The following is a 15,973-nucleotide window of genomic DNA, read 5'->3' as shown; positions in this document are numbered from 1 at the left end:
GCCGGTCGGCGATCGCCGAACCGGCCCTTCGAATCGGTCGGAGTCGGGATCAGAAGCGGAACGCGACTCCGAACCGGGCGAAGAGCGGATCGACGCTGACCGAGTCGCCCTGGGACTCGGCGCTCGCGTCGAGCCAGCGCAGCCCGCCGAAGAGGGCGAAGTGGCTTCCGAGCGCGAGGTCGACGCCGGTCGAGATCCCGAACGTGGTCTCGCTGTCGACCTCGGCGGAGCCGCCGCCGGTCAGCTCGAGGTTCCCCCAGTCGATGAAGGCGACGGTCGGGCCGACGTACCAGTTGAAGTGCTTGCCGTTGATGATGTGCCAGTTGAGGGTGACGTTCCAGGGGTTGAGCCCGATCTCGCCGATCTTGACGCCGTCGACCTCGACGTCGTGGGTGACGTCGAGGTACGAAACCTCGAAGCCGAAGCGGTCGAACGGCTTCCATTCGCCGCCGATCTCGTAGCCGACCTCGCTCGACGCCTCGACGAGGTCCCCCTCGACGGTGCTGTCGCTGAGCGGCGTGACGTAAGCCACGCCTCCGAAGAGCTTGAAGTTGTAATCGGCCTCGGCGGCCTGCGTGGGGACGGCGGCCAGGGCCGCCACACCGAGAACGGTCCATGCAAGTTGCTTCACGCGATCCTCCTCCGATCGGATGGGTACCTAGAAAACCCAGAAATACCGTAGCCGACTCCCGTACGAGTCGCCATGCAGGCCTGCATCGGAAGTGTCGTCGATCCGGGTGATCGGACGCTCCTGTGGCCAAAAACGCCGGGAATAATGGCTGCGCGGAGAGGAAACGGTCGGTACCTTCGGCTCACCCCGTTCCGCGTCGCCGGAGCCCGGGGGGGAAACGAACGGCGCGGGGCCCCATCGGGAGGACCGCGCCATGCAGCAATTGTCCTGCCTTGCTCTCGCCGCGTTGGCCGTGGCGCTCGTCCCGTCGGACGGAGCCGCCGCGCAGGCCTGCCGCCAGGATCCCGCGACCGCGCTGTCGATGCCGACGCGCGCGGCCGGCGTGTGCGTCGGCACGGTCCACGGGGAGGCGATGCTCGTCCAGCGCAGCCGACAGGGGCTGCTCATCGTCGCGCTTGCGAGCGACGCTTCCGCGCGCGGTGACGCGGAGGAGGGGGAGACCTTCCTGCACCTGCACCAGTCGAGCCCGCGCGTGATCTATTGCCCCGCGGCCCTGCTCGACTTCGGGAGCGGCGACGCGGGGGCGGATTGCCTCGCTCCGGGTGACGCGCTCACGCCGGGAGCCCGCGCGCTCGTCGGAGCCGGGAGCGTTCAGGCGAGCCTGCGTCTCGACGGCAACGGCAACACCACCTGCCCGACCGCCTCGCGCGTCGTCGCCTCGGTCGTATCCCCCGAAGGGTCGCGCTTCGACCTCACCGGATCGCTGTCGCTCTTCGAGGAACCCGGCGCCCCCGGCACCTGCGCCGACCCGTACGACCGGGTCGAGCTCGACTACCACGCCGCCGCGGCGCCCGACGTGCCCGACGCACCCGACGCATCCCCGGAGCGCGCGCGTCGCATCCAGCGATTGCTCGAGCTCGACGAGCAGGAGTGGCAGGCCGTCGAGCTGATGCTCGCTCTGACGCCGGGGGACTGGGCGATCCTCGACGAGATCGTGAAGGCGGACGGCGGCGGGGCTCCGGCTTCGGCCGGAGCCGTCGACTTCGGCGCCGCATCGGGTGGATCACCCGATCCGGTCCTCCAGTCCCAGACCGTGTTCTCGTTGCTCAACGGGATCATCACGCGCATCAACGCCGTTCGCGCGAACGTGGACGGGCTCGTGAGTCGGATTCCCGACCGCCCCGACGTCCGGGGTCTCGTCGGTCAGATCGACCTCACGCACCTGCGCGGGGTCATGGACGACGTGCGCGATACCCTGGGGGGACTCGTCGCGATCGCCCGGGAGCTGCGCGAGGGGTACGACACCTTCGACGCTCCGCGGTTCCGGGAGCGGTTGGGTCGCGTGCTCGAAGACGTGGGACGCCTCTCGACCCTGTACCAGAGGCTCCTCTGCATCGACAACCCCGACCTCACGCCGCGCGCCCCGAGCGGCCAGCTGCTGCGCCGGCTCATCGACCGCGTCCCCGGCGTCGTCCTCTACGGACTGAGCAAGGTGCTCGAGTCGGTCCGCGGAGACTGGGACACCCTCGTCGCCGACATCGTGGACGCGGTGCCGGCGGAGCTCACCGAGTTCTGCAACGACGGCGTCGCGATGCGCGCGCTGTCGGTCGACCCGGAAAGCGCGATCTGCGTCGCGCTCCGCCCGAAGGGCACGAACCAGAAGCTGCTCGCGGTCCGGGCGAACGCGTCGCTGGCCCTGCTGCTGTTCCGGGCGGCGAGGAACAACACGAAGGAGCAGATCGCCGTCACCGCAGGCGCGAACGTGGTCGCCGGCGCGACGGTCGGCACGGTCGTGAAGAATCCCGTCTACGAGGTCGCGGAGTCGTGGGTCGAGCGGCTCGAGAACATCAAGGAGCTGCTCGAGAAGGTGACGGATCTGCGCAAGGACTGCCTGGACGCCGACGCGGACATCGAGGGCGACCTGCGGGACTGCGCGAAGGACGGATGCGCGTGCTCGGTTCCGCTGTCGGTGCTTCTCGACGGGGCGACGGCTCCCTCGTACACCTACGTCGCGCGCCTCGTCGAGACCCGGATCGATCAGGCCGAATCGGCGGGCGTGGGAGACGCCGCGGCGGCCCGTGACTTCTGGGCGATCGCCGAGGACGACGCGAACGTCGGGACCGCGGCGGGGTACACCGCGCTCTGCCAGGCGTACGCGTCGCTCCTGCCCGCCACGACGCCGACGAGCGGCGCCTCGACCGCGGGGGCGGAGGGCGCCTTCGACCTGGAGCGGCGCCCGCGCCTCAAGGGCACGAAACGATGACGGGAATCCTCGTCGGCATCGAGCCGTCCGGGAGCTTCGCCGTCCCGAAGTCGGGGCTCCCGGCCGCGCGCACGAGATAGACCCTTGCGTCCCCGGCGGCTTCGTCGGGATCGGCGGCGCGGACCACCTGCTCGGTCGTCGGGGAGGCGTCGCCCGCGCAACGCACGGGGCCGAGGTCGACGATCCCGCCGAGGGCGCGCAGGGCGCCGAGCCGAACCGAGACGAACTCGCGCGCGGGTCCCGGGGGCGCGGGGGCGCAACCCGGCTCCGGCTCGCGGGAGACGCGCAGCGCGTCGTCGCCGTCTCGCGCGTCGAGGCAGACCGCCGCTCCCCGGACGTAATGCCCGACCCGGAGGATCGCCGCGTCCCCGGCGGCCGACGACGCATCCGCGAAGCAGCGAAGCTGGCGTTTGGTCCGCACCTCGGGGAAGACGAGACCGAGGTGGTTTCCCGCCGTCCAGCCCGGGCGATCGACGACCTCCTGCAGGAGCGCCCGGAGATCGGGGGTCGCCACCGACGTCCCCGCGGGGGCATCCTCGGGGGCCCAGGGGACGGCGGCCGCCGATAACGCGTACGCGTCGGTGAACGACGTCCCGTTCCCCGCGACGAAGGGCGCGACGTCGTCCTCCGCGATCGAGCGCACCGCGATCGCGGGCGCGCCGAGGTTCGTTCCCGACGACACGAGGCCCACGGACGCTTCGGTGATCGTCGATCCGCGCGGGAGGTGCAGCGGAAACGCGATCGCCGCCTGGCGCCAGAGCGTCGGATCCATGCCGAAGCAGATCTCCCCGGGATGCTCCGGGTCGGAGAGCCCGACTCCGCCCGCCGGATCGTACCCGGCGTCGCGATCGTCCGATGCGACGCGTCGGGCGAACTCGACCTCGACGACGTGACGCTCGGATTGCAGGAAACCCGTGTCGCGCACGTAGGTCACCGTCTCGAAGCGCCCGCCGTCCCTCGCGAACTCCGGGTGCGCCATCCCGCAGTAGACCCAGCCTCCCTCGGCCGGAGGGGGGGTCACGAACATCACCGCCGGATCGGACCACGGCCCTTCGGGGCGATCGGCCAGGCGCGCGACGACGTTGTAGGTGAGCGCCTGCACGTAGACCGCGAGATAGCGACCGTGGAAAGGGCTCCAGTGCACGGAGAGCTGATCGGATCCGTCGAAGACGATCGCCAGGCCGGAGAGATCCGATCGCCACGTTCCGTCGGTGGACCAGAACCGCCACGCCGAGCGGTCGTGCACGTTCGCGAGCGGCACGCGCGCGACGTGCATCGGCTTCGTGAAGCCGTCTCCGCCGGAGCAGTCGTAGAAGTACGCGTGCGGCACGCCGCCGATCGATTCGACGAACGCCGCGTTGAGGAACCCCGGCTCGCCGGCTCCGAACAACAACGTGGGCTCGGGGGAACCCGGCGCGACGGTCGGGCGCGTCACGGCTCCGTCGGGGGACGGCTCGCCGACGGCGATGCCCGTTCCCACGAGGGTGAAGTTCCACGCTCCGGGACCGAAGTGCAGCTTGCCGTACGTGTAGAGGACGCGCCGGCGCTCCGCGTCGAACACGAGCATCCCGGGCCAGAGGCCGTAGCTCCACCCGCAGGGCGGCTCCCGGCAGTTCTCGCCGCGGTGAAGGTCGTTGTACAAGAGCTCGTCCGCCGTCATCGGCAGGAACTGCACCGGGCCGCCGATGGCATCGGCGCGGTCTCCGAGCCCGGTGATGCCGTCGGGTGAGAAGAGGTCGCGCGTCCACGAGAGGGTGTTGTTCCGCCACGTTCCCCCATCGGCGCCGGGCTGATTCAGGACGGTGTCGCCGTAGACCCAGACCGACATCCCGCCGACGCGCGTGCTGTAGGCGCCGTCGCGGCCGCTGATCGTCGGGTTGGTCTCGAGGGAGCCGAGGTCCAAGGTCGCCAGGACCTCGGGCGGCGCAGGGGCGCCGAGCACCCGTGATGACACAATAGCAAGAATCAGGAGTCGGATTGTGTGTCTCACTGCGGTCCCTTGCCGGGGGAGCGCCACTATAATTCGTGACCGTGCTCGTCCCGCTCCTGTTCTTCCTTTCGGGTGCGGCGGCCCTCGTGCTCCAGGCGGTCTTCCTGCGCCAGATGACCTGGCTCGCGGGGAGCGCCGTCGCCGCCACCTCCCTCGTGCTCGCTGCATTCATGGCGGGGCTCGCCCTCGGCGCCTTCGTGTTCGGACCTCGATCCGACCGCGTCGCGCGGCCGCTGCGCCTGTACGGGCTCCTCGAGCTCGGCGTCGCGGCGGCGAGCGCCGCGCTCGTGCTCGCCTTGTCCCACGGGCGGGAGATCCTGCTCGCGCCGGCCCGGGCGCTCCACGGAGGTACGGCGGGCGACGTCGCGACGTTCGCGCTGGCGTTCGCGCTCCTGCTGGTCCCGACCCTCCTGATGGGAGGAACGCTCCCCGCGCTCGCGCGCCACGTCGTGCGCGATCCGGGGGGAATCGCCGGCGCACTGGGCCTGCTCTACGGCCTGAACACCCTCGGCGCCGCCGTGGGGGCGCTGCTCGGCGGGCTCGTTCTCTTCGAGTTCCTCGGGGTCTCGGCCGCCGGCCTCGTCGCGGCGACGGGCGCCGCATGCGCGGGGCTCGCCGCGATCGCGTTGGATCGCTCGAAGGCGGAGCCTCCCGCCGCGCCGCGGGGCGTCCGGAACGAGCGGACGCGCGCCTGGGGGACGCGGGCGCGCCGGGCGTGCCTCGTCGCGACCGCGCTCGGAGGGGCCGCCGTGCTCGGGTACGAGGTCGTCTGGACCAGGCTGCTCGCCCTGTGCCTGCGTTCCTACGCCTACTCGTTCAGTGTGATGCTCGGGTTGTTCCTGATCGGGCTCGTGATCGGATCGCTCGCCGTCTGGCGGTTCGCCTCGCGTGTGCGCGAGCCGATCCTCGTGCTGGTCGCCCTCGAGCTGGGGATGGGCGCGTGGGTGGCCTCGAGCCTGTTCTGGATGCCCGCGTGGCTCTCGCCGCCGGAGGAGGCGGGGAGCTTCGGCGGATTCCTCGCCGCCGCGGCGCTGCGCGCCGTGCCGATCGTCGTGCCTCCCACGATCCTGTCCGGGATGGCGCTCCCGCTCGCCGCGCGGGTCTTCGCGACGTCGGGGGAGCGGGTGGGACGGGAGGTCGGCGCCGTCTACGCGGCGAACACCGTCGGCGCGATCGCCGGCGCGCTCGTCGCCGGGCTCGTCCTGCTCCCGGCTCTCGGCGCTCCGCGCGCCCTCGCGGTGCTCGCCGGGATCAACGCGCTCGCCGGGGTGTTGCTCGTCTTCGCGGTTCCCGTCCGCGCCGCCGCACGCGCGGCGGCCTGCGGGATCGCGGTCGCGGTCGCCGCCGCCGTGGGTGCGCCCCGCGACGCGTTCCTCGAGGGGTTCCTGCGGGCGAGTCGCGGGCGCGAGGCGATCGGGGAGGTGCTCGCCTACCGCGAAGGGGCGACCGACACGGTGGCCGTCGTGCGGAAGTCCTACGGGTTCCGCGATCCCGACGCCAAGAGCGTGATCGTCAACGGGATCGCGATGACCGCCACCGTCAAGCCGGTCTGGCGGTACATGGCGGCGGAGGGGCACCTCCCGGCGTTGCTCGCCCCGCACCCCGACCGCGCGCTCGTGGTGTGCGTGGGGACGGGGATCACCCTGGGCGCGCTGCTTTCCCACGACGGCGTCGCCGCCGTGGACGCCGTGGATCTCAGCGAGGGGGTGCTCGCGTCGCTGCCGCTGTTCGACGCGGAGAACGGCCGGGCGTATGCGGATCCCCGCGTGCGCCTCGTTCGCGCCGACGGACGGCACTTCCTCGAGACGACGGCGAGGACCTACGGTCTCGTCACCCTCGAGCCGCCGCCGCCGATCGTCGCGGGCTCGGCGCAGCTCTATTCGCTGGACTTCTATCGGGCCTGTCGCCGGCGCCTCGAGCCGGGAGGGGTCGTCGCGCAGTGGCTTCCGCTCCACGCGCAGAGCCTCGCGTCGGCGCGCATGGCGGCCCGCACGTTCCTGGACGCCTTTCCCCACGTGCAGCTCTGGCTCCCGTCGATCCGCGACGCCGTGTTGATCGGCTCGGATCGGCCGATCGAGCTTCCCCTCGAGCGGCTTCGCGCCGCGTATGCGTCGCCGCGCACGCGCGCCAACCTCGAGGCGGCCTATCTCGAGACCCCCGAGGCGCTGCTCGGGACCTATCTCCTCGACCGGGCGGGGATCGAGGCTTGGTGCGGCGACGCCGATCGCGTCACCGACGAGCGGCCGCGCATGGAGTTCTTCCGCCGTCTCGGCCCCAACATGAAAGACCCCGACATCGCGACGCTCCTCGAGCCGGCCGCGGGAGACTACCGCTGGGTGCGCGGCCTCGACGCCGATCCGGAGCTCGCCGCACGCGTGGCCGCCGAGCGGTACGCGCTCGAGCGTTACGTCCGCTCCGAGGTCGAAGAGGATCTCGAAGCCGCGCGCGAGGCGGCCCGCGCCTCCCGCGGAACGGGGTTCTTCCTCTACCGCTTCGGGTGCGATCCGCGGCAGATCGAGACGCTCCGGAAGTCGGACCGCGGCGGCGGCGCATGGGCCTCCCACGCGAGGAACTGCGCGCTTCTCACGCCGTCATCGTCGGCTCGAGCAGCGTCCGCAGCGCCTGGCGCGCCCGATGCAGCCGGACCTTGACCGCCGTCGTCGTCGTGCCGAGCAGGCGTGCGGTCTCCTCGGTGTCCCGCTCCTCGATGTCGCGCAGCATCAGCACGGTCCGGTAGGTCGTGGGCAGGCGGTCCACCGCCCGCCGCACGCGCTCGCGCTCCTCCTCGCGCGAAAGCGCCGCCGTCGCCTCCGTGCGCCATTCCGCGACGGGACGCGCGTGATGTCCCGTCTCGTCGAACTCCGGGAGGAGCGCCTCGAGGCTTTCCTCGGGCCGTCGCCGCGCGCTGCGCAGCCGCATCAGCGCGGCATGGACGGCGACGCGATGCAGCCACGTGGAGAGCTGGGCCTCGCCGCGGAACTCCCCGATCGACCGGTAGGCCGAAAGGAACGCCTCCTGCACCGCGTCCCGCGCGGCGTCCTCGTCGCGCAGGAACCGGCGCGTCACGGCGAGCATCCGGCCCCCGTGACGGCGCACCAGAACCGCGAATGCGTCGGCGTCGCCGCCCCGGATCCGCTCCACGATCTCCGCGTCCGTCGGGGGAGCCGCGCCCCGGCTCCCCGTCCACGTCGCAGACCTAGCGCCCTGAAGCTCGGTCATCGCAGGCACCCTCCAATAACGCGCGCACGAACGGGGAGCAGTCCCGGAGCACGACGCCCTCGGCGACGAGTCGCCGGATCCGCTCCACCCCCTCGGGATCGACGAACCCCACGCCCGCCATGTCGAGGACGAGGCCGCGGCCGCGAACGCGTGCGGCCTCGCAGGCCCGGGCGAGCTCGCCCACCCACGCCCCGGCGACCCGCCCCTCGAGGATCAGCCTCGAGTCGACGCCCGCGTCCCGAGCGGCGGTGATCCGTAACACGTGCGCTCCTCCTGGTCTGCCCCCAAAGCAAGACCGCTGCCCGGATCCAAGGCTGCAAAACCTACAAATCAGGGCGGTTTCCCCACGAAAGTTCGTGGTTCCCCACGAGCCGTCGTGGGGCCGCACGCTGCTAGACTCCGCCGATCGCCGTACGCGGAAGGCGGTGGGTCATGTCCGAGGGGTTCTCGTCCGTTCCCGACGACGTCGAGGTGTTGCGGGCGCTGGTGGCCGGTACGGCGTCCGGCACCGGCGCGGCGTTCCTGGAGAGCCTGGCGCGCCAGCTCGCGATCGCGACCGGCGCCCGTTACGCCTTCGTCGCGGAGTTCGTTCCCCCGTCGCGGGCGCGCACCCTCGCCTTCTGGTTCCGCGATCGCCTCGAGGCCGCCGTGGAGTGGGAGCTCGCCGGCACTCCGTGCGAAGAGGTGGTGGCGGGTCGACTCTGCCACCACCCGAGAGGCGTGCAGGTCAACTTCCCCGACGATCGCCCCCTCGTCGAGCTGGGCATCGAGAGTTATCTCGGCGTGCCGCTGCGGGACGCGAACGGCACGACGCTCGGGCACCTCGCGATCTTCGACGAACGGGAGATGCCCGACGAGCCCCGCCGAGTCGACGTGTTCCGGATCTTTGCGGCGCGGGCCGCGGCGGAGCTGGAGCGGATGCGGGCGGACCAGGAGCTCCTCGCGCGGGAACGCAGCTACCGCGATCTCTTCGAGGAAGCGCCGATCGCCTACATCTACGAGGACCTCGAGTCGCGTTTCGTCCGCGCGAACCGCGCGGCGTGCCGCCTTCTCGGGATCCGCCCGGAGGAGGTGACGCAGACCTACGGCAAGGACCTCCTCGCGCCCGACCCGGAGAACGTCCGGCGCGTCGAGCAGGCGCTCGCGGCGATGAAGACGCGAGGCGCCGAGTTCTCCTGGGTCGAGCTCGAGCTGCGCCGGAAGGACGACGGCCGCCCGGTCTGGGTTCGCTGGTGGTCGCGCCCCGAGCCCGACGGAAAACACACGCGCACCATGATCGTGGACATCACCGACCAGGTTCGGATGGCGCGCGAGAAGGCCCGCCTCGAGGAGCAGAACCTCTACCTCCGCGAGGAGATCCAGACGGTCCACAACTACGAGGAGATCGTCGGGAGCTCCCCCGCGCTGCTGCGCGTCCTCGACGCGGTGGGCCGCGTCGCGCCGACGGACGCCGCGGTGCTCATCACCGGCGAGACCGGGACCGGCAAGGAGCTGATCGCCCGCGCGGTCCACTCGCGCAGCCCCCGCCGCGAGAAGCCCCTCATCAAGGTCAACTGCGCCGCGCTCCCCACCGGCCTCGTGGAGAGCGAGCTGTTCGGTCACGAGCGCGGGGCGTTCAGCGGCGCGATCGCCCGCCGGATCGGCCGGTTCGAGCTCGCGCACGGCGGCACGATCTTCCTCGACGAGGTCGGGGAGATCCCGCCGGACGTACAGGTGAAGCTGCTCCGCGTCCTGCAGGAGAAGGAGTTCGAGCGCGTCGGCGGAAACGTCACGATCCGGGCGGACGTGCGCGTCATCTCGGCGACGAACCGCGACCTGCAGCGGGCGGTGGCCGAGGGGCGCTTCCGCCAGGACCTCTACTACCGGATCGCGGTGTTCCCGCTGCACCTCCCGCCGCTGCGGGAGCGCAAGTCCGACATTCCGCTGCTCACGCGTTTCATCGTGGACCGGTTCGGGGCCAGGGTGGGGAAACGCATCCGATCGATTCCCGAAGGGGCGGTCGCCCGCCTGTCCGCCTACCTCTGGCCCGGGAACGTCCGCGAGCTCGAGAACGTCCTGGAGCGCGCGGTGATCCTCGCGTCGGGAGACGTCCTCGACATCCCCGTCGAGCTGCTGCCCGCCCCGGCGGCCGCCGAGCCCGAGCCGTCGACGGGGCTCAAGGCCTCCGAGCGACGGCAGATCCTCGACGCGCTCGCCAGGACGAACTGGGTCATCGAGGGGGAGCGCGGCGCCGCGCGGGTCCTCGACATGCACCCGAACACGCTGCGCAGCCGGATCAAGAAGCTCGGACTCTCGCGGCCGGGCTGAGGAGAGCGACGATGCAGAGCAAGGCCAGGACGGTTCGCGCGTACCTCGACGCGCTTCCCCCCGACCGTCGCAAGGCGATCGAGGCGGTCCGGAAGGTGATCCTCGCCAACATGGACGAGCCCATCGAGGAGGGGATGCAGTACGGGATGATCGGGTACGCCGTTCCCCACCGCGTCTACCCGGCCGGCTATCACTGCGACCCGAAGCAACCGCTTCCGTTCGCCGGTCTCGCCTCCCAGAAGCAGCACATGTCGCTCTACGTGATGTCCGTGTACGGGAAGCCCGAGGAAGAGCGTTGGCTGCGCGAGCGCTGGGCCGCGGCCGGCAAGAAGCTCGACCTGGGGAAATGCTGCATCCGGTTCAAGTCGCTCGACGACGTTCCGCTCGACGTCGTCGGCGAGATGTTCCGGCGCGTTTCGGCGAAGGAGTTCATCGCCTACTACGAGTCGGTCGTCAAGAGGCCGGCGGTCAAGGCCGCGCCGCCTCCTCGATCGGCCGCCCGTCGACGTAAAGCCCCTCGATGACGCCGACGCCGTCGCGCAGTCGCACGGCGATCCAGGCGTCGTTCTTCGCGCGCGAGGCGTGCTCGCGGTAGGCGGCTTCGGCCGCGGGGGCCCGGCGCTCGTTCATGTAGTAGCGGTCGAGCTCGCTGACCAGGCGCTCCCCGATCAGGCGAGGCTCCTCGCCGTCGACGCGGTCCCACGCCGGGCCGCCGTAGCGGACGCGCAGCGCGTCGGCTCCTTCGGGCCTCACGTCGGTCACCCGGACGACCCGGGCGAACCCGTCGGCGTCCGGCTCGAGGATCGCCCAGCCGCGCCACCGCCACGCCTCGATTCCCGTCGCCCCCGGGATCGAGTCCGTCGGCGCGATCAGCGTGGGCAGGATCGCGACGAACCGCCCGCGGAAGGCGTCGGCGGGGTCGACCGGCTCCACGCGGAGCTTGATCGGCTTTCCGTCGCGGAGGGTCTTCTCGTAACGGACGATCGAGCCGGCGGGGACGGCCGCCTGCAGCGCGCAGAGCACGACCGCCGCCGGAAGCCACGGGTGCTTCACGAGCGCCCCTCCCTCCCCCGGCGCAGCAGCCAGAGGTTGGTACCGAGGAAGGCCAGTCCGAGGACGACGAACCCGACCCCGCGCACGAGAAAGCCCAGGTCGGTGTCGAAGAAGCGGACCGCGGCGAGGGCGGCCAGCGCGAACAGGCCCCGGTTCGCCTCGCCCAGCGATCCGCGGCGCAGCCCCGAGCGCAACGCGAGGGAGCCCGCGGCGAGAAGCCACACGTTGACGAGCGCCGCCGCGGCGACGTCGTGTCCGGCGAGGGCGAGCGTCACGCCCGAAGCGCCCACGAGACCCCCGCAGGCCCAGGCGCCGTCGGCCGGGAGCCGATCGCGCAGGAGCCGGAGCGCGGCGAGGCTCGCGACCGCAAGCCACGCGACGGCGGCGACGCCGGTCAGCCACGAGCCGGGGCCGACCCCGTCGGCTCCCCGCGGGAGCGGCTCGATGGGCGACCACGGCGACCCGTCGAACGAGAGGACGAGCCCCGTCACGATCAGGGCGAGCCACGCGGGGCCGCGCAGGCGGCCGCGCCACGGCCCCGGCGGGGCTCCCGGGACGCTCGCGATCCCGTAGAGCGCGGCGAACAGCGCCGTGGAGAAGAGGATCGTCATCGCCTTCCAGCGGTCCTCGAAGGAGACGGTCAGCCCGACGACGGCAAGCGCCGCCGCCGCGGCGAGCACGACCAGCGCGGTCGCCCACTCGGATCCGCGACGCCGGACCTCGTTCCAGGCGAACGGCAACCCGAGCATCGCCGAGAGCCAAAGGTCGACGGGGAGGTCCGATCGCCACCCGTGCCACTCGAAGGACCGCGCGACGACGAGCGCGAAGAAGCCGATCGCCGCGACGCGCGACCCCAGGAGGTACGGCACCGGGAGGACGAGCCACATCCAGACCCGGTAGAAGGACTCGAGATCGCTCTCGAGGTGGTAGGTCTGGCTGACGAGCGCGATGCACGCGCCGACCGACGTCAGCCAGAACGCGCCCGAGACCTCCACCCACGCGGGTTGGTCGCGCCGCCGCAGGAAGGTGTGAAGCCCCAGCCCCTGCGCCGCGAGGAGGAGGCCGATCGCGAGCCCCGCCCGCAAGGGCCGGGAGAGGTCCTCCCAGTTGTGCGCGAGGATCAGCAGGATGCCGCCCCCGACCAGAAGCGCGCCGAAGGCGGCGAGCACGATCCGCAGGACGCGGCCGCCTCCCGGGTCGTCGAGCGGACCGTACCGGCGGCGAAGCGCTTCGGCGCCTTCCGGGGAGAGGACGCCGTCGCGGACGAGGATCGGCAGCTCCGCGTAGAGCCAGGCGAGCGCCTTGCGGTTCAAGCCCGCGGCCTCAGGCCTGCACCGTCGAGCCGAGCAGCGCCAGGAACTGCTTCATCCACGCCGGGTGGGCGGGCCACGCCGGGGCGGTGACCAGGTTCCCGTCCGTCATCGCGTTCGACGCGGTCGCGTTGACCTCGCCGAACGACCCGCCGCAGCCGACGATCTCCGGGGCCACCGCGGGATAGGCGATCGCGCGCCGCCCCTTCAGGACCCCGGCCGCCGCGAGGATCTGCGGGCCGTGACAGATCGCCGCGACCGGCTTCCCCTTCTCGAAGAAGTGGCGGGTGATCTCGAGGACGCGCGGGTTCAGCCGCAGGTACTCCGGTGCGCGCCCCCCCGGGATCACGAGCGCGTCGTACGACGCCGGCTCGACGGCGTCGAAGTCCGCGTGGATCGCGAACCGGTGGCCGGGGTACTCGACGTAGGTCTGATCGCCCTGGAAGTCGTGGACGGCGGTTTTCACCGTGTCCCCCGGTTTCTTCCCCGGGCAGACGGTGTCGACGGTGTGGCCGACCATCGTGAGGATCTGGAACGGGACCATCGCCTCGTAATCCTCGACGAAGTCGCCGACGATCATGAGGATCTTCTTCGCGGCCATGGCGAACCTCCTAGCCGGAGTGGTGGGACCCACCGGCCTCCCGCGTCATTTCGACCATCGTCTCCCGGAAACCGAGCTTCGCGAACAGGCGCCGCGCCGCCTCGTTCGGCCACGCCGTCGAGAGGACGACGCGGGGCACCCCCATCGCGACGAGCCGGGCGACCGCCTCCTCGACGATCGCCGTGCCGATGCCTCGACCGCGCGCCGACGCGTCCACGTAGACGTCGTGGATCATCCCGCAATCGTCGAGCAGCAGCATCCAGTCGCGCCCCTCCAGCCCGCCGAGGAGGTACCCGACGACCGTGCCGTCGAGCTCGGCGACGAGGAGCACGACCCCTTCGCGGTCCACCTGCGTGCTCAGGAACCGCGCGTACCCCTCCTCGACCGGCTCCACGAGCATGAAGCGATCGGGGTCGAAGGCATGGTGCTGGCGGACGAGGGCCGCGGCGAGGCGGGAGGCCGCGGGGACGTCCTCGATTCGGGCCGGGCGGATCGTGGCTGGGCTCATCCCGTCGAAGCACGATGCAGCACCGCCGCCCCGAGGGCAAGGGTGACCACGACGTAGAAATACACCCCCGCGATCGCCCAGCGGGTCCGCGGCGGGATCGCGTAGTAGGCCTGTTCCCGTTCGGGGCCCCGGAACGACTTGATCGCGCGCACCGTGCCGAGCACGAGGATGACGATGAGGATCGGATGGAGCGACCACAACGCGAGCGGCACCGCCGCCGCGAGGCCCGCGACCCAGAGCCAACGCGAGATCGCCGCGGCGACGCGCCCCCCGTCGAGCGGAGAGACCGGAAGGCAGTTGAAGAGATTGAGGAAGAAACCCGAGTAGGCCAGCGCGTGGAAGATCGGGCGCCCCGTCCACGAGCCGAGGCCCCAGCAGGCCGCGGCGGCGAGCCCTCCCGCGATCGGGCCGGCGATCGCGATCTCGGCCTCCACGACGGCGTCGCGCGGCTGGTCCTTCAGCGCGATCATCGCGCCGACGAAGGGAATGAACACCGGGGCCCCCGCCCGCAGGCCGTGACGCCGGATCCAGACGGCGTGCCCCATCTCGTGCACGAAGATGAGAAGCACGAACCCGGCGGCGAACGGAAGCCCGAAGGCGAAGGCGTAGGCCCAGATCGACAGCACCATCGTGCCGCCGGTCGTGAGCACCTTGCCGAGCGAAAGGAACTTCAGCGCCCCGAGCACCCCCTTCAGCTTCCCGAGGACCGCCAGCGCGATCGCGACGAGACCGAGGAGCCCCGCCCGGCGGGCGCGGCTCGGCGCGGGAGCGGCCCGGACCTCGCGCTCGCGCCGGAGCCGCTCGAGATGCTCCGCGTCGTCGGTCAAGGGCCCGCCTGCGGTCTCGCGGGCCCGCGGTACGCCTCCCACGCGCCGATGGCGTAGAAGACCGCATCGAGGATCCCGAAGGAGTCGGCGTAGATCGGCATCAGCTTCGCGGGGGAAAGGAACCAGCCGGGATCCGCGCCGGCGTCGCGCTCCAGGAGGAACGCACGTACCTCGTGATTGAGGATCAGGTATTCCCCGAGCGCCATGGCGATCAGGGCGATCAAGAGGCTGACGAGAGCGAGCGCCTTCCCGCCGCCTCCGGCGCCGAGGACCACCGCCCGCCCCACGAGCCATCCGACGCCGATGGCGACGATTCCGACCTTCAGGCTCGTCACCTCCGTGATCCCGTACCAGGCGAGCGCTCCGAGGATTCCCGCGGCGACGGCGTAGGCGACCGCCTTGGGCGACGGCCCCGCTTCCGGCTGGAGCGACGGGGCTTCGGGCTTCGGCTCCGCGGGTGCGGCGACCGCGAGCCTCGCTTCCAACTCCTGCACGCACGACGCGCAGTACGGGCGACCGTCGAGCGGCTTGCGGCATGCGTCGCAGATCGGACGCTCGCAACGGGTGCAGGCCGCGACCGCGGGAGCTCCGGCGTGGGTGGCGCAGTCCATCGGGTCCCCCTTTGGTTTCGCCGATGGTAGGGGGGACCTCCGCGGGGGTCAACCTCCCGCGATCGCTCCGACCACGAGGTACGGCTCGGCCCCCGAGGCGACCGGATCGGGGAGGGGGGCGTCCGGGGAGACGTCGGACAGGTCCTGCCCGCAGGCGAAGAACCGGACGAACGCGCGCCGCTTCTTCGTGGACGGATCGCGCGTGGTTCCGAGGAGCGCCGGGTGCGCCGCCTCGAGGGCGTCGAGCACGGTCCGCTGCGTCACGACCCCTTCGACCGAGAGCCGGACCTCGCCCTCGATCCGCGCGAGGGTGCGAAGCGGCGCGGGGAGCACGATGCGGATCATGGGAGGGTCTGCACCTCGACCGACAGCACGGCCGGCAGGTGGCTCACGATCGGCTCCCAGGAATCCCCCGCGTCGGAGGAGGCGTAGACCTGGCCGCCGGTCGTCCCGAAGTAGACGCCGCAGGGGTCGAGCGTGTCGGTCGCCATCGCGTCGCGCAGGACGTTGACGTAGCAGTCGCGCTGGGGGAGTCCCTTCGTGAGCGGCTCCCAGTCGTTGCCGCCGGTGCGGCTGCGGTAGACGCGCAGCTTCCCCTCGGGCGGGAAATGCTCCGAGTCGCTCTTGATCGGGACGACGTAGATCGTCTCGGG

16 protein-coding genes are annotated in these 15,973 nt (G+C 71.8%); 4 read left to right on the top strand and 12 right to left on the bottom strand.

Annotated features, from left to right (window positions below):
• Positions 1–49: 49 nt before the first annotated feature.
• Positions 50–631 carry an outer membrane beta-barrel protein gene (locus tag VF139_11210; protein HEX6851961.1) on the bottom strand — a complete coding sequence of 194 codons (582 nt, stop codon included), beginning with the start codon at positions 629–631 and terminating at the stop codon, positions 50–52.
• 253 nt (positions 632–884) lie between these two features.
• Here VF139_11210 and VF139_11205 point away from each other — a divergent pair, with 253 nt between their 5' ends.
• Positions 885–2,894, top strand: coding sequence for a hypothetical protein (locus VF139_11205; protein ID HEX6851960.1), 2,010 nt, complete (start codon positions 885–887; stop codon positions 2,892–2,894).
• On the opposite strand, the gene VF139_11200 is transcribed toward VF139_11205, so the two are convergent.
• Positions 2,875–4,836, bottom strand: coding sequence for a DUF4185 domain-containing protein (locus VF139_11200; GenBank protein HEX6851959.1), 1,962 nt, complete (start codon positions 4,834–4,836; stop codon positions 2,875–2,877). The two genes, VF139_11205 and VF139_11200, sit on opposite strands and share 20 nt — an antisense overlap.
• An 89-nt stretch (positions 4,837–4,925) precedes the next feature.
• Here VF139_11200 and VF139_11195 point away from each other — a divergent pair, with 89 nt between their 5' ends.
• The gene (locus tag VF139_11195) at positions 4,926–7,535 is read left to right on the top strand and encodes a fused MFS/spermidine synthase (protein HEX6851958.1); all 2,610 of its coding nucleotides are present in this window, start codon (positions 4,926–4,928) and stop codon (positions 7,533–7,535) included.
• Here VF139_11195 and VF139_11190 read toward each other — a convergent pair.
• Positions 7,468–8,103: a sigma-70 family RNA polymerase sigma factor gene (locus VF139_11190; GenBank protein ID HEX6851957.1), complete on the bottom strand. Its 636-nt coding sequence runs from the start codon at positions 8,101–8,103 to the stop codon at positions 7,468–7,470. The two genes, VF139_11195 and VF139_11190, sit on opposite strands and share 68 nt — an antisense overlap.
• The gene (locus VF139_11185; GenBank protein HEX6851956.1) at positions 8,081–8,365 is read right to left on the bottom strand and encodes a hypothetical protein; all 285 of its coding nucleotides are present in this window, start codon (positions 8,363–8,365) and stop codon (positions 8,081–8,083) included. The genes VF139_11190 and VF139_11185 overlap by 23 nt, the downstream gene beginning before the upstream one ends.
• Positions 8,366–8,535: 170 nt before the next feature.
• Here VF139_11185 and VF139_11180 point away from each other — a divergent pair, with 170 nt between their 5' ends.
• Together VF139_11180 and VF139_11175 are read left to right on the top strand one after the other, a co-directional pair.
• Positions 8,536–10,410 carry a sigma 54-interacting transcriptional regulator gene (locus VF139_11180; GenBank protein ID HEX6851955.1) on the top strand — a complete coding sequence of 625 codons (1,875 nt, stop codon included), beginning with the start codon at positions 8,536–8,538 and terminating at the stop codon, positions 10,408–10,410.
• A gap of 11 nt (positions 10,411–10,421) precedes the next feature.
• Positions 10,422–10,934: a DUF1801 domain-containing protein gene (locus VF139_11175; protein ID HEX6851954.1), complete on the top strand. Its 513-nt coding sequence runs from the start codon at positions 10,422–10,424 to the stop codon at positions 10,932–10,934.
• Here VF139_11175 and VF139_11170 read toward each other — a convergent pair.
• From VF139_11170 to VF139_11135, 8 genes are all read right to left on the bottom strand, one after another.
• Complete coding sequence (locus VF139_11170; GenBank protein ID HEX6851953.1) at positions 10,879–11,463, bottom strand: GDYXXLXY domain-containing protein; 585 nt, start codon at positions 11,461–11,463, stop codon at positions 10,879–10,881. The genes VF139_11175 and VF139_11170 overlap by 56 nt on opposite strands.
• A complete protein-coding gene (locus VF139_11165; GenBank protein HEX6851952.1) occupies positions 11,460–12,776 on the bottom strand; it encodes a DUF2157 domain-containing protein in 1,317 nt (438 codons plus the stop codon). The genes VF139_11170 and VF139_11165 overlap by 4 nt, the downstream gene beginning before the upstream one ends.
• A 10-nt stretch (positions 12,777–12,786) precedes the next feature.
• A complete protein-coding gene (locus tag VF139_11160; protein ID HEX6851951.1) occupies positions 12,787–13,374 on the bottom strand; it encodes a DJ-1/PfpI family protein in 588 nt (195 codons plus the stop codon).
• A 10-nt stretch (positions 13,375–13,384) separates the two neighbouring features.
• A complete protein-coding gene (locus VF139_11155; GenBank protein HEX6851950.1) occupies positions 13,385–13,882 on the bottom strand; it encodes a GNAT family N-acetyltransferase in 498 nt (165 codons plus the stop codon).
• Positions 13,879–14,709, bottom strand: a complete 831-nt coding sequence (locus VF139_11150; GenBank protein ID HEX6851949.1) for a site-2 protease family protein — start codon at positions 14,707–14,709, stop codon at positions 13,879–13,881. Before VF139_11150 ends, VF139_11155 begins: the two co-directional genes overlap by 4 nt.
• Positions 14,706–15,320 carry a hypothetical protein gene (locus VF139_11145; GenBank protein ID HEX6851948.1) on the bottom strand — a complete coding sequence of 205 codons (615 nt, stop codon included), beginning with the start codon at positions 15,318–15,320 and terminating at the stop codon, positions 14,706–14,708. The genes VF139_11150 and VF139_11145 overlap by 4 nt, the downstream gene beginning before the upstream one ends.
• A 48-nt stretch (positions 15,321–15,368) precedes the next feature.
• Positions 15,369–15,665, bottom strand: coding sequence for a MoaD/ThiS family protein (locus VF139_11140; GenBank protein HEX6851947.1), 297 nt, complete (start codon positions 15,663–15,665; stop codon positions 15,369–15,371).
• The coding region (locus VF139_11135; GenBank protein ID HEX6851946.1) for a hypothetical protein at positions 15,662–15,973 on the bottom strand (312 nt) is incomplete at its 5' end. The genes VF139_11135 and VF139_11140, both read right to left, overlap by 4 nt.

This window comes from Candidatus Polarisedimenticolaceae bacterium (genome assembly GCA_036376135.1).
GTDB lineage: Bacteria > Acidobacteriota > Polarisedimenticolia > Polarisedimenticolales > DASRJG01 > DASVAW01.
Note: the sequence above shows the minus strand (reverse complement) of the source record. Positions and strands in the feature narration are given on the sequence as shown.